Source organism: Halotia branconii CENA392 (genome assembly GCF_029953635.1).
Lineage (GTDB): Bacteria > Cyanobacteriota > Cyanobacteriia > Cyanobacteriales > Nostocaceae > Halotia > Halotia branconii.
Genome location: NZ_CP124543.1, coordinates 5,735,214 through 5,748,621 on the forward strand (window position 1 = coordinate 5,735,214; position 13,408 = coordinate 5,748,621).

A 13,408-nucleotide genomic window follows, 5' to 3' on the forward strand; every position below is an offset into this window, starting at 1 on the left:
TTCTCAGCATTTGTACAAAACGCGCTTCAGTAAAATATTGATATTACGGAAAAATTTTATAAATATCTTTACGATGTGCGACTCGTTGACAAATTAATGTTTGTGTTTCTTTGTCAACAGTAATACCTATTCTGTAATTACCTACGCAGATCTTATATTTATTATCGTAACCCTTCATTTTTTGCAAATAGCCTAATTCAAAGGGATTTTCTGACTCTAATTCTTGAAAGACAATGGGTTCTATCCGGCTTTGAACATCTTCTGGTAAATCTGCCAGTTCTTTTAAAAACCTTTTAGTATATTCAGCTTTCTACATGCTTATTCTTCAAATGTTGGTAATATTTCCAAGCTTCATCTTTAGAGAGGCGTTCTTCATTTTCCGATTCTTTCATAATCTGTACCAAGCCATAGTTTTCTAATATTTCTTCAATTTTTTCAAAGTCAGCTATAGAAATTTGTACAGCAATAGGTTGTTGATTTTCATCCATGACGTAATTTTTGGTGATTTCTAGCATTTTTATGAAATCTGATTAATTGTTTGCAAGTTCTAATTACTATTTTGGCGCTATTATTGAAAGATTAGCTGCGATCGCCAAATTTTGATATTCCGCAATAATCTCCAGCAGCAAGCCAACGCCCATAGGGGCTAAAGGCAACGGAATCAACTGAGCCGAAATGAGTGAAGGTGAGAGTTGTGTTCACTTTTAATTTTTAATTGTTAATTCTGCCTTGCGCTAGTAGTGGTCTGGCAAGGTATATTTTCGGCAATTTTGATAGAGCCTACAATAAGCAGTATATTCAATCTCAATAAACTTATGACATCAGCATTAGTTAAACCCTCATCCTGGCTAGAGAATGGTATTCAAATTGAAAAAGTCAATAATCTGAATCTATTTAAATTGACAGACGAATTGCAAGCTAGAATGCAAAAGCTTGTAGATAAAAAAACCGCTGATTCTCTGACATCAGAAGAAGCGGTTGAGATAGAAGCTATTGGGGAATTAGTGATAATTGTTAGCTACATCAATGGGATGATTGCTTCTGAAGCGCAAAAATCTCAGGGAACCGAAAACTGGGAACGGGAAACAGACAAAAACTAATAAATAGCTTTCCAGATCCCCGACTTTTTAAAAAAGTCGGGGATCTAACTAACTATTACATCAAAATTTGACGGATTAAAATACTCATCACTTCATCTGAGTTATTGGTTGGTAGCAGTGGACTCCAATCTCTAACGTTGGCGTAGCCAATCACCTGCAAATAGTGAATTGTACTGGTAACAGCTTTGGGTGAACCAATCAGTAAATGCTTGATCGGTTCTCTGTTGGAAAATGGATTTTCAGTTGATTGATTGGGAGTGGGAGTATCTAAATTTTCACCCAAGAACTGTTCTAATTTTGACTGGGCGGAATTTTCTAATTGTGCCATGATGATAATTGTCTCTGATAAAGGGGCCAGATAAGGGCGATCGCATTCATCTTTGCGGGATTGGGCGATCGCCTTTATCATGTCTTAATGTTAAAGTATAATTTTATACTTGTCAACTATAAATAACAAAATTATTGTTAACAATTCCCAAGTTTGAACGGCAGTTAACTAATAGTAATTCGTCTTGATATTAACGGTTATCATTTTTTTAATTTGATATTTCTCAAAAAAAATTGCTAGATATAGCTAATTTTTAGCCAATCTAGCAAAACTGTAATTATTTACAGACAGTCTAATCTTGTGGTTCAATACCTGCTGCTCGCAATTGTGCAGCCAGGCGTTCAGCACGTTGCTTTTCTTGTTCAGCACGTTGACGTTCTTGTTCGACTAATTCAGAACCCCACAGTAATAGTCTGCTTTCATCCCACCAGCGCAACCAGTTTCCTGTGCGATTTTCACGCGTACCTTGCCACACCCCAAGGTAAAGATTCATTTCGGCTATCCAATAATGTTGATTGTTATTAGGAGTTTGTAAGCTATATCTACCTGTATTTTGATCTAAGCGATAAACTTCTAAATTGCCGCTAACTGGTTCAAAAATGGCGTAATTTGGTACTTGTAAGATGCACTCATAAAAAAACCATTTGCCAGGGGGATAAGTCGGTTTGCTGGAATATTCCCCACCATCTTTATCAGAAAGAAATTCTATGACAATTACGGGGATGTCTCCTTCTAATTGGGGAGTGTAACTGCGGATTACTTCTTCTCTATTGACGGTAATTTTGGGAATGTATGCCCAGTCTGGGGCTTTAACAACTGTTTTGCCGTTTAAGTTAGCGCAGATGCCGTAATTTGTTGGTGTAAGTGCATCAGATGGGAGTTTTCCAGCTAGTTCTAGGCTTTCTGTGAGGGCTGCGGCTAAGGCTGGTTGGTTGATGTTGTCCACTGGATCATCTGGCAGTTTGTAATCATCGGGTAGTTTTTCCCAAGTGATTTGATAGTCTTGGGTGAGGGCTGTCATGGCAGTTTTTCCTATAGGTGTTCTACATAAGCATCTCTCATTAAAGGAGAAGGGTTTTAAAGTTAGGTTTTATATTAGGTTTGCTTGATTAGTTATTATTCTGAGCATCTATACAAAAATATTGAAAACCTCTTTCTCCCTGCTCCCTGCCCCCGGTCACTGAGCGTAGCCGAAGTGCTGCTCCCTGCGGTCTTAATGATAAGTATTTTACCGAACATGATATTACTCCTCATCTTCATCCATCTCTAAATCGCTATCTTCTAGCGTTTGGTGTGGTATTGCTGCAATAATTGCATCTATTACTTTGGCAACTGGTAAAATCTCGATATCAAGATCGGGGAACTTTTGACCTTTAGGGACGATCGCTCGTTTAAATCCTAATTTAGCTGCTTCTTTTAACCGTAGTTCCATTTGAGAAACTGAACGTACCTGTCCGCCTAAACCCACTTCCCCGATTAAAACAGTACCTGGATCGACAATGCGATCGCGGAAACTAGCAACAATGGCAATAGCTATGCCTAAATCTACTGCCGGTTCTTCTACATTTAGCCCACCCGCAGAAGCGACGTAAGAATCTAACTTAGACATGGGAATCCCCACGCGTTTTTCTAAGACTGCTAAAATTTGCACCAAACGGTTATAGTCTATACCAGTACCCGCACGACGAGGAGACGGGTAACTCGTAGGACTAACAAGCGCTTGCAACTCCACAACAATTGGACGAGTACCTTCACAAGCAACTACAATCGCCGTACCTGGGGCTGGATCATCACGATTGCCCAAAAATAGCTCTGAAGGGTTGGCAACTTCTCGTAGTCCTTGGGATACCATTTCAAAGATACCGATTTCGTGAGTTGCGCCAAAGCGGTTTTTTACTGTTCTTAATAACCGATGAGAGGCAAAGCGATCGCCTTCAAAATACAGTACTGTATCTCAATACCTCTGCCAAATTACGAGGGTTCAACGCCCGTAGAAACGGGATGAATGCGTCCTAAAGAAGTAAGCTTGGCAAAAATCTGGTTTAATAAAATAGGCTCAGGGATTTCTGGAAGCATTTTTAAAATTTCATGGATATATCGAAAGCCACGATAATGAGCCTTAAGGTCAATAATGCCGGAGCCGGGATTAATGAGGCGAAAATCAGCGAGAAGATGATGAGATAAATTAACCATAAAAAATGCGAAATTAGCAGCGTTAGTTACCGCAGTTTGCCTCAGATTCATAAAATCTTCCAACCCCCAAAACTGCTTTGCATCACGGAAGTTAAACTCGATTTGAAAGCGGAGTTTGTAATAATCAATTATTTTTTCAAATGATAATTCCAGGTCACTGGAGAATAGAACTACATGGCTACGAACATTAGTCTTAAGATTGGTTTTGACTAAAATCACTACATTTAGAGCTTGGGCAAATTCTTTGTGAAGGAGAGTGGCTTGATAAATATCACTTTGAATCTCATCCTCAATGCTACTTTTAGATAAATATTTGTCAGGTATATTACTATAGTCTAGTTTGTCACCGTATTTACGACGAGAGCGTTTATGATAGTCAGGATTTTCATAAGGGATATATAATGCTGAATCGTGGCGCAACTTGGAAATTATGTGCAAGTTCACTTGTCGTGCCATCTGTAAAGCGTTGTTGTTACCAAAATGACCATCTACTACCAAGTATGTTAGGGGAATAAAATTAGCTACTAACTTGAATAGTGAATTAATCATCTTTTTAATTAGCAATAGTTCAGATGTGAATATCACTTCGGTTTTATTTTTGTTTTTACTCCCTTTTGGTCGTCCACGTCCACGTTTTTCTTTGGTTTTTATTTTTTCGCTTGACAACTGAATATTTGTTTTAGTATTACTCTTGATTACTTGTTCTATTTGAATCGGAAATGACTGTCTTTGCTCAACACTTACTAACGACAAGACAAAGAAAGATAGCCCTGATATAGGTTTGTTTACTAGGCTAGAGAAGAATCTATCCAACCCATAAGTCTGTTTACCCGACTTGCTGACTACAACTTCATCTCCGGCAAGCAAATATACTTCATCCTTTCGCCATAAATGTTTACGAAAAAACAGCCAAAACAATGTTGCCCAAGGTATTACTGTATGAAAAAATCTCAACATTGTCCGATAACTACCACCAATGTCTGTCCAACGAGAAATTCCCAACATGGTGGCTCGGCCGCTCATTGCTAACATGGCCATGATGATCTGGTTCATTCGGCGCATCGTCGTAGCGTTGATCTGCGGTAGCAGGCATTGTAACAGTGATAGGATGTCCAACATGGGCGAATTGTAGCTTTTGAGTTGTCGTTTGGGAAGACAACAACTCTACTACAAAGCGCCCTCTCTCTTCATACTCTTTTTTTGGCGAAGGTATTGGTATCTACTAAATGTTCTAAGACTTTCGGCCCCGCGATCGCTCCTTCTTTGGTGACATGTCCCACAATTAACATGGTGATATCTTCGTGTTTAGCTACCTTCATCAAGGCCGCCGTACATTCTCTTACTTGGGCTACAGAACCGGGCGCAGAGGTGAGTGCTGGAAAAAACACAGTTTGAATACTATCGATAACTGCCAAATTTGGTCGCAGGGATTCTATTTCCCGTAAAATTTCTTCTAAATCTGTTTCTGGCAATATATATAAATCTGCATTTATATTCTCGTCATCAGCTGTTGGGGCTTGGTCATGTTCTTCGGATGTTTCAAAATCAGCAATTTCTAATACTTCACCATCCTCATCGCTTAGTTCATCTTGAGAATGGGAAACTCCCAAACGAGAAGCGCGTAATTTAACTTGTTGTCCTGATTCTTCCCCAGTAACGTAAAGGATACGGTATCTCTGCGCTAGTTGATTTGATACTTGTAACAGTAAAGTAGATTTACCAATTCCTGGATCACCACCAATTAGCACCATCGAACCGGGAACAACCCCACCACCAAGCACCCGATCTAGTTCACCATAACCAGATTCCCAACGAGCAATTTGGCGATCGCTAATTTGATCAAATGTCAGAGAAGCTCTAGGTTTTGCCGGTTTAGCAGCAGGTTTACCATTATTTTGGTTTGCCTGCCAACCACTGACTATTCCCCGACTGGGTATATCCACTGAAGATTGGATGGAAATTTGTTCTTCTAGAGAGTTATAAGTACCACAGGCTGGACACTTACCAAACCACTGAGAAGATTCTGCTCCGCACTCATTACAAGTGAAAAAAGTTTTAGGCTTTGCCATTCTTAAATCTTAAATCTTAAATATTATTAATTAATCTTAATTTTTCCTTAAGGTTTGGTCAAAACTAAAATCCAATTAATAGTAGTAGTTACGGCTTTTTTTCAATCAATTGATGGAATGATATCTTAATATTATGGTATTAAAAATTAATCATGAGAAGTTTTAGTTAAGGAGCATTGTGAAACTTGGAAAGTCATAAAGAAAAAATCCTGGTGGTAGACGACGAAGCCAGCATTCGCCGGATTTTGGAAACGCGCCTTTCCATGATTGGCTACGATGTAGTGACGGCTGGCGACGGGGAAGAAGCTTTGGACACTTTTCGCAAAGCTGAACCTGACTTAGTGGTTTTGGATGTAATGATGCCAAAGCTAGATGGCTATGGCGTGTGTCAAGAATTACGTAAAGAGTCAGATGTCCCAATTATTATGCTAACAGCATTGGGAGACGTAGCCGATCGCATCACCGGTTTAGAATTGGGCGCTGATGACTACGTAGTTAAACCATTTTCCCCCAAAGAGTTAGAAGCGCGGATTCGCTCAGTGCTACGTCGAGTAGACAAAACTGGGGCTTCTGGGATTCCTAGCTCTGGTGTCATCCATGTGGGGAATATTAAAATTGATACGAATAAGCGACAAGTCTACAAAGGCGATGAGCGCATTCGATTGACAGGAATGGAATTTAGCTTATTAGAGTTGCTAGTCAGTCGCTCTGGAGAAGCTTTTTCTCGTTCGGAAATTTTACAAGAGGTATGGGGTTATACACCAGAACGCCATGTTGATACTCGTGTAGTAGATGTGCATATCTCTCGGTTGCGGGCAAAATTGGAAGATGATCCCAGCAACCCAGAATTAATTCTTACAGCAAGAGGTACTGGTTATTTATTTCAGCGAATTATCGAACCAGGGGAAGAGTGAAGTGAGCAGGGGAGGTAGGGGAGCAGGGAGCAGGGAGAAATAGGTAATTTTTTTATCCCCCGATCATTGAGCGTAGCCGAAGTGTGCACCCCGCACCCTGCCCCAATTCCTCTTTATCATGCCCAATGCCCAATGCCTCATGCCCCATTCCCAATAACCAATGACCAAATCTGATCCCAATTTAATTTTGCGGCGCTTACCCATTGTTGTCGGGGGGTTAGGCGCTGTACTTTTGTTGATTAATCGTTTGTTGACAACAGAACTCACTGAGTCGCAATCGCGTGGAGATGTGCTGGGTGTAATTCTAAGTGCAGTGTTGATTTTAACAGGTTTGATTTGGCAACAAGTACAGCCGCGATCGCCTGAATCTGTAGAATTAATTGGGGAACAAGGTTTTGTATTAGCAGCAGATTTGCCAGAAGCCGTGAAAACAGAATTAGCCTGGGCATCTCATTTATTGTTAACTAATACAGTGACGCGATCGCTGGTAGTTTTTTATCAAGGCAAAGTTTTGTTACGTCGCGGTATTCTGGCTACTAAATCTGAACTAGTACCAGGGTCAATTTTAAAACGGGTATTAGAAAAACACCAGCCAGTTTATTTAGTTAACCTAAATATATATCCTGGCAAAATCGAATTTGATTACTTACCAGAAAACACTCAAGGGGTAATTTGTCAACCAATTGGTAATCAGGGTGTATTAATTTTGGGGGCGAATGCTCCTCGTAGTTACACAAAACAAGATGAAAATTGGATTGCAGGTATTGCTGATAAATTAGCAGTTACTCTTCAAGAATTAGAAGTTAGAAGTTAACGATTACGAATTACGAATTACAAATTATGCAAATTATTTATTGGCTATTATTAGCTTTAATGATTGTGGGTGTAATTGGTGCTGTAGTTCCCGCCATTCCCGGTAGCAGTTTAATTTTAATTGGGATAATCATTTGGGGAATAGTTAGTAGTTCTTTTGCAGCGATTAAAATACCACTTATTGTTACAGTTATTGTTTTACTTTTGAGTATTGGCGTAGATTTTTCAGCTAGTTACTTGGGAGCAAGACAAGCAGGGGCGAGTAAATGGGGACAAATAGGTGCGATCGTTGGTTTAATAGTAGGATTTTTAGGATTATTGCCAACTTTACCTTTTGGTGGCCCGTTACTCGGAATTTTATTAGGGCCACTACTAGGAGCAATTATTGGTGAATTTATTTTCCGACGTGATTTATGGTTAGCAACTAAGGCTGGTGTGGGAATTGTGGTAGGCTCGTTGATAGGAAATTTGATTCAGGGTTTATTGGCTGTTGCAGCAGTTGTAGTTTTTGTAGTTACAACTTGGCCACAAGTATTTGGAACATAGCATTAGGAAATATCCCAATTAAAAGATGAATTAAAGCGTCAAAGTGGGAAAAAGTGTGTTCTTTTTACTGGTAGTTAGGAACTCTAACTCTGTTTTAGTGCTGTAGCATAAATCTCCTCGGCTTCGGCAGATAAAACAACCCTATACATCAGACCGAATTGTTCTCCAGTTTTTTACCCGACTCTCAGCAATATCTTTTTTACTCCTTTCAAAAGATTCAATAAATCCAGGGATATCAAGCAACTCTTGGGTAGCATCTTCACTCTCTTTATTTGCAAGATACGCTAAAAAATCAGCAACCAGTTCTAGGCGTTCAGAAGATAATTTATCTAAATATTGATTAATTTGCTGATGAACTTCTGTGTTATTCATAATTTTTCGCTAATCTTTTATTCTTAACTTTGAGAATCTTGCCTTTTTTTATCCGCTTGCTCAACACGCTGCCTAATCGCTTCTTCTGCTATGCGAATATTTTCTTCAATTGGTGTACCATCTTCAGCCACCATTGGGCCGTACCATCTCGCTTCCGAATCGGGAGGATTGCGGCGACCAAACAAGACACGAATAGCCTCATCATCATCTCGGTGTGCCAGTATATAAGCTATCAATTCTTTGTTAGTCATAGCTTCAAACTTAGGTTTCATTCAAAACCTCCAGAGTCCAGTAGGGGGTACGATAATTTCAATATTTTCGCTTGCCAAAATATACACATCTCTAGTTTGGATTTCAAAACGAAACAGGTGTATATCTTTGTAAGTGTTTGATAACATTTGGCAGACATGCACACAGGCTTGTGCTTGATCATTTGTAGGACTTATCGTCTGTTCCTCAATTGTGACATAGATAATAATAAGACCCAGATGTTCACTGCTTAGAACCCCAGATTGCGAAAAAAACAAAGTTTATTGAATATTTTGCGGATTTTGTCAGAAGTAGATTGTGGTTAAGCAATAATAATTGCATTTGCCAATAAAAATATACTTATGACCTGCTGCCTAAATCTAACTTGCCACAATCCACCCAATCCTGATGGCACAATGTTTTGCTCCAGCTGCGGTACAGGATTAGTAGTGTTGAGAAACCGCTATCGCCCGATTAAATCATTAGGTGGTGGGGGATTTGGTAAAACATATTTAGCAGAAGATATCGATAAACTAAATGAGCATTGTGTCATCAAGCAATTTGCACCGCAAGTACAAGGAACAGCATCACTTAACAAAGCCACAGAATTATTTGAGCAAGAAGCAAAGCGACTGCAACAGTTAGGAAAACATCACCAAATTCCCACACTGTTAGCGTATTTTAATGAAGATAGTCGCTTGTATTTGGTGCAAGAGTTTATCGACGGGCAGAATTTATTAGATGAATTACAACAGCAAGGTAATTTCAATGAGCAGAAAGTCAGAAAATTACTGCTGGATTTATTAGATATTCTCAAAATAGTTCATCAACAACAAGTTATTCACCGTGATATCAAGCCAGAAAATATCATTCGCCAAAGTGATGGCAAGTTAGTACTGATTGACTTTGGTGCATCCAAGCAAATGACAGCAACGGTGATGACGAAAGTAGGTACAAGCATTGGTTCTTTTGGTTATGCGCCATTAGAACAGATGCAGGGAGGTGAAGCTTACCCAGCTAGTGATTTATATAGTGTTGGTGCAACTTGCTTTCACCTGTTGAGTGGAACTCACCCTTGGGAACTTTGGCAACGACAAGGTTATGGTTGGGTTGCAAGTTGGAGACAGCATTTACAACAAAGCGTCAGTCAGGATTTAGGGCGTGTATTAGATAAATTGTTGCAAGAAGAACACCAACAGCGTTATCGTTCAGCGACCGAAGTTATACAAGCTTTAGATTCACAGCCAATACCAGTAACTGCGCCTGTTACTCCTCCAGTACAACAGACTCAACCACTTGTCTTTGGTAGTCAGAAAAAACCTATCCCTAAACAGCTTATTATTCTTCCGTTATTAATATTAATTGGTGCTGGTACAGTTTTTTATTCATTGCAAGAATCAACAAATAATAGTGTTGAAAATTATAACAGTCAAGGAACCGAAAAATACAATAATCAAGATTTTCGCGGTGCTATTGAAGATTATAACGAAGCCATCAAGATTAATCCTAATAATGCAAAAGCTTACTTCAACCGGGGTAATGCTCACTATGATTTAGGAGAAAAGCAAGAAGCAATAGAAAACTATAACCAAGCTATCAAACTTAATCCTAAATATGCGGAAGCTTACTATCAGCAAGGGCTTCTAGAACAAGATAACCAGAAAGCTATAGAGAACTTCCGTCAAGCCGCAGAACTATTTGTTGCCCAAGGAAATCAAGGTGATGCCAAACGTAGTCAAGGACAAGTGCGTTCTTTATTAAAAGATTACCAAGGAGCGATCGCTTCTCATACTGAAGCGATTAATTTCAACTCTAGCGATTTCAAAGCTTACCTTAACCGGGGTGTAGCTCGTAGTAATTTAGGAGATCATCAAGCCGCAATTGAAGATTACAACCAAGCCATTAAAATTAATTCTAACTTTGCATTAGCTTACAACAATCGGGGTGCTGCTCGTAGTGATTTAAGAGAAAACCAAGAAGCAATTGAAGATTACAACCAAGCCATTAAACTTAATCCTAACTTGGCATTGGCTTATTATGGCAGGGGTAATGTTCGCTCCAATATAGGAGAAAAGCAAGCAGCGATTGAAGATTACACCCAAGCCATCAAAATTGATCCTAACTATGCAAATGCTTTCTATAGCAGAGGTGTTGTTCGCTCCAATATAGGAGAAAAGCAAGCAGCAATTGAAGACTACACCCAAGCCATCAAAATTGATCCTAACTATGCAAATGCTTACTATGGCAGAGGTGTTGTTCGCTCCGATTTAGGAGAAAAGCAAGCAGCAATTGAAGACTATACTCAAGCCATCAAAATTGATCCTAACTATGCAGATGCTTACTATGGTAGAGGTAATACTCGCTCCAATATAGGAGAAAAGCAAGCAGCAATTGAAGACTATACTCAAGCCATCAAAATTAATCCCAACTATACAAATGCTTACTACAATCGGGGTATTGTTCACTATGATTTAGGAGAAAAGCAAGCAGCAATTGAAGACTACACCCAAGCCATCAAAATTGATCCTAACTATACAGATGCTTACATCAACCGAGGCGTATCTCGCTATAATTTGGGAGAAAAGCAAGCTGCAATTGAAGATTATACTCAAGCCATTAAAATTAATCCCAGCTATGCACTAGCTTACAAAAACCGGGGTAATGCTCGCTATAATTTAGGAAATAAGCAAACTGCAATTGAAGATTTACAAAAGTCAGCCGATTTGTATAAGCAACAAGGAAAAGAAAAGGACTATCAAAATGTTCTAACCCGCATTAAAACACTTGAACTGACAATAGTACCCTAATTATCCACTGCTAGAAATTTTATTAAGACCATTACTAGTAGATTGCGGCGTAAATTTTTTACTACCTCATTTCCTCAAATTCTTACTAAATCTCTTCTTCACTCCTCTTGTCACCCGTTAAGCACAAAGACAGAATAACACTTTAAGGCTGAAATACACTACTTGTTCCATAAGGATAAAAAACTTGATTATTCTCAAAAGATAGAGTAGGTAATGGAGAAAAGCTCAGATTTTTGGTTAAATAAAATCCTATATATTCCCAAATATCTATATCACTACCACCAGCCAGAGGATCAGTAAAATTTTTAATAATTAGAAAGCTAAAAGTGAAAGCTATGAATGAAAATAATAGTATTTGTAACACTAAAAACTTGGAAATTAAACGCATATTTATGTTTTTAATTAGTTGATTTAGGTTGATTAAAATTTTAATAAATCAGACTGTAAAGGGTTACTCTATATCTACATGATTATTAAAAATTACTCGTTGTAAACAACCAATATTTGCCAGCTTAGTATTTTATCATTCTATATGTCAATGTTGTAAAATATCTATTGAATGAATAATGGAACGTGTTTTAAAAAGTGGATTGGGTTGGCGGATTGGCTGGAATCCGAATGCACAAGAATTTAAAGGTTTAGTAGGTACAGATGATTGGGCAGTTGAGTTAACCGCAGCCGAGTTAAATGAATTTTGTCGTCTCTTAACACAGCTAGCAGACACGATGAAACAACTCACAGCTGAATTAATGGCTGAAGAGAAAATTGCCTGTGAAGCTGAAAGCAATTTATTATGGATGGAAGTAGAAGGCTATCCTCATATTTACAGTCTGCGCTTGATAATTAATACAGGGCGCTGTGTAGAAGGCAAATGGGATGCTGATGCCGTGCCGGGTTTATTGCAAGCAGCTGAGATGCTTAAGGTTTTTTAAAGTTGCCTATTGATTATCTTAGAGATTTGCAATATAATCGAAATTCTGACCGGGGCGTAGCGCAGCTTGGTAGCGCGCCACTTTGGGGTAGTGGAGGTCGTGGGTTCGAATCCCGCCGCTCCGATTGACAAAAGACCCTACCTGCTAGTCTTTAACAAAAGATTGGCAGGTTTTTTAGTTTCTGTAGCTTTGGGACGAAGATACAATAATTAAATTTCAAATTAGTCAACACAGATCAATGATCAATTCTTTAAGGCGCAACTCACAACTTAAAATTGTGGTTAGATATGGAGTTTTAGCAGCGATCGCACTTATCACTCTGTTTCCTTTATTATGGCTTGTCAGTACAGCCTTAAAATCTCCTACAGAAAATATCTTGCAGTCGCCACCACAGCTATTGCCTAGTCAACCGACACTAGAAAATTTCTCTCGTGTGTGGCAATCTCTGCCTTTTGGACAATACTTGTATAACAGTACTCTAGTAGCAGTGCTGACCGTAGGCTTAAATCTCATATTTTGTGCTTTAGCTGCCTATCCACTGGCAAGATTATCATTTCCGGGAAGAGACTGGATTTTTATTGCGATCGTCTCTACAATTATGATTCCCTTTCAGATTGTGATGATTCCTCTGTTCGTTTTGACAGTCCAACTAGGCTTAGTCAACACTTATTGGGGAATAATTTTTCCTAGTTTAGCTTCTGCCTTTGGTATTTTTCTGTTGCGACAAGCATTTATAGGTGTCCCCAAAGAAATAGAAGAAGCTGCTCGTATGGACGGCAGCTCAGAGTTAGGCTTATGGTGGCATATTATGTTACCAGCTATTCGACCAGCACTTGTCACCCTAGCTATTTTCGTCTTCATCGGTTCTTGGAGTGACTTTCTTTGGCCATTAATTGTCATCCAAGATGAAAATTTGTATACACTTCCCTTGGGTGTAGCAAAGTTAGCGGGTACATTTTCTTTAGACTGGCGGTTAGTAGCGGCTGGCTCAATAATTTCTATAGCTCCAGTACTGTTATTGTTTTTATTTTTACAGCGTTATATCGTACCCACAGAAACTGGTAGTGGCGTTAAAGGTTGAACTA

General features: G+C 39.0%; 15 protein-coding genes, 1 tRNA gene and 3 pseudogenes. 8 read left to right on the plus strand and 11 right to left on the minus strand.

Going from position 1 to position 13,408, the window contains the following annotated elements; genetic code table 11:
* Nucleotides 1-43 precede the first annotated feature (43 nt).
* From QI031_RS25325 to QI031_RS25335, 3 genes and pseudogenes are all read right to left on the minus strand, one after another.
* Nucleotides 44-292: pseudogene (locus QI031_RS25325) on the minus strand (type II toxin-antitoxin system RelE family toxin); the annotation flags it as partial.
* Nucleotides 293-302: 10 nt separating this feature from the next.
* On the minus strand, nt 303-515 hold the full coding sequence (locus QI031_RS25330) for a hypothetical protein (RefSeq protein ID WP_484832135.1): 213 nt from the start codon (nt 513-515) through the stop codon (nt 303-305).
* A 64-nt stretch (nt 516-579) separates the two neighbouring features.
* Entirely contained in the window at nt 580-702 is a 123-nt protein-coding gene (locus QI031_RS25335) for a hypothetical protein (RefSeq protein WP_281482357.1), read from the minus strand.
* Between the two features lie 113 nt (nt 703-815).
* Here QI031_RS25335 and QI031_RS25340 point away from each other — a divergent pair, with 113 nt between their 5' ends.
* The gene (locus tag QI031_RS25340; RefSeq protein ID WP_281482358.1) at nt 816-1,100 is read left to right on the plus strand and encodes a hypothetical protein; all 285 of its coding nucleotides are present in this window, start codon (nt 816-818) and stop codon (nt 1,098-1,100) included.
* A 55-nt stretch (nt 1,101-1,155) separates the two neighbouring features.
* Here the strand turns inward: QI031_RS25340 and QI031_RS25345 are convergent, their stop codons facing one another.
* The 5 genes and pseudogenes from QI031_RS25345 to QI031_RS25365 all read right to left on the minus strand — a co-directional run.
* Nucleotides 1,156-1,428, minus strand: coding sequence for a hypothetical protein (locus QI031_RS25345; protein WP_281486117.1), 273 nt, complete (start codon nt 1,426-1,428; stop codon nt 1,156-1,158).
* Between the two features lie 292 nt (nt 1,429-1,720).
* The gene (locus QI031_RS25350; RefSeq protein ID WP_281482359.1) at nt 1,721-2,449 is read right to left on the minus strand and encodes a Uma2 family endonuclease; all 729 of its coding nucleotides are present in this window, start codon (nt 2,447-2,449) and stop codon (nt 1,721-1,723) included.
* A 222-nt stretch (nt 2,450-2,671) separates the two neighbouring features.
* Nucleotides 2,672-3,382, minus strand: a pseudogene (locus QI031_RS25355) (magnesium chelatase domain-containing protein); the annotation flags it as partial.
* A gap of 17 nt (nt 3,383-3,399) precedes the next feature.
* Nucleotides 3,400-4,740 carry a transposase gene (locus QI031_RS25360; protein ID WP_281481729.1) on the minus strand — a complete coding sequence of 447 codons (1,341 nt, stop codon included), beginning with the start codon at nt 4,738-4,740 and terminating at the stop codon, nt 3,400-3,402.
* Between the two features lie 95 nt (nt 4,741-4,835).
* Nucleotides 4,836-5,690 (minus strand): annotated as a pseudogene (locus QI031_RS25365) (ATPase domain-containing protein); the annotation flags it as partial.
* A 185-nt stretch (nt 5,691-5,875) separates the two neighbouring features.
* Between QI031_RS25365 and rpaB the strand changes: the two are divergent.
* The 3 genes from rpaB to QI031_RS25380 all read left to right on the plus strand — a co-directional run bounded on the left by rpaB (nt 5,876) and on the right by QI031_RS25380 (nt 7,963).
* Nucleotides 5,876-6,604, plus strand: coding sequence for a response regulator transcription factor RpaB (rpaB, locus tag QI031_RS25370; protein ID WP_280651520.1), 729 nt, complete (start codon nt 5,876-5,878; stop codon nt 6,602-6,604).
* 160 nt (nt 6,605-6,764) lie between these two features.
* Entirely contained in the window at nt 6,765-7,418 is a 654-nt protein-coding gene (locus QI031_RS25375) for a cofactor assembly of complex C subunit B (RefSeq protein WP_281482360.1), read from the plus strand.
* A 26-nt stretch (nt 7,419-7,444) separates the two neighbouring features.
* On the plus strand, nt 7,445-7,963 hold the full coding sequence (locus tag QI031_RS25380; protein ID WP_281482361.1) for a DUF456 domain-containing protein: 519 nt from the start codon (nt 7,445-7,447) through the stop codon (nt 7,961-7,963).
* 141 nt (nt 7,964-8,104) lie between these two features.
* Here the strand turns inward: QI031_RS25380 and QI031_RS25385 are convergent, their stop codons facing one another.
* From QI031_RS25385 to QI031_RS31790, 3 genes are read right to left on the minus strand one after another with little or no spacing between them, the layout of a single operon-like run.
* Nucleotides 8,105-8,335, minus strand: a complete 231-nt coding sequence (locus QI031_RS25385; protein WP_281482362.1) for a hypothetical protein — start codon at nt 8,333-8,335, stop codon at nt 8,105-8,107.
* A 23-nt stretch (nt 8,336-8,358) separates the two neighbouring features.
* Nucleotides 8,359-8,607, minus strand: a complete 249-nt coding sequence (locus tag QI031_RS25390) for a DUF6887 family protein (RefSeq protein WP_281482363.1) — start codon at nt 8,605-8,607, stop codon at nt 8,359-8,361.
* Nucleotides 8,608-8,862: a DUF6888 family protein gene (locus QI031_RS31790; RefSeq protein ID WP_425525989.1), complete on the minus strand. Its 255-nt coding sequence runs from the start codon at nt 8,860-8,862 to the stop codon at nt 8,608-8,610.
* An 84-nt stretch (nt 8,863-8,946) separates the two neighbouring features.
* Here QI031_RS31790 and QI031_RS31645 point away from each other — a divergent pair, with 84 nt between their 5' ends.
* The 4 genes from QI031_RS31645 to QI031_RS25415 all read left to right on the plus strand — a co-directional run bounded on the left by QI031_RS31645 (nt 8,947) and on the right by QI031_RS25415 (nt 13,404).
* Nucleotides 8,947-11,391, plus strand: coding sequence for a tetratricopeptide repeat protein (locus tag QI031_RS31645; protein WP_343217822.1), 2,445 nt, complete (start codon nt 8,947-8,949; stop codon nt 11,389-11,391).
* 566 nt (nt 11,392-11,957) lie between these two features.
* A complete protein-coding gene (locus QI031_RS25405; RefSeq protein WP_281482364.1) occupies nt 11,958-12,323 on the plus strand; it encodes a DUF1818 family protein in 366 nt (121 codons plus the stop codon).
* Between the two features lie 50 nt (nt 12,324-12,373).
* Nucleotides 12,374-12,447: transfer RNA gene (locus tag QI031_RS25410), tRNA-Pro, on the plus strand.
* Nucleotides 12,448-12,561: 114 nt separating this feature from the next.
* On the plus strand, nt 12,562-13,404 hold the full coding sequence (locus QI031_RS25415; protein WP_281482365.1) for a carbohydrate ABC transporter permease: 843 nt from the start codon (nt 12,562-12,564) through the stop codon (nt 13,402-13,404).
* The last annotated feature ends 4 nt before the right edge of the window (nt 13,405-13,408 follow it).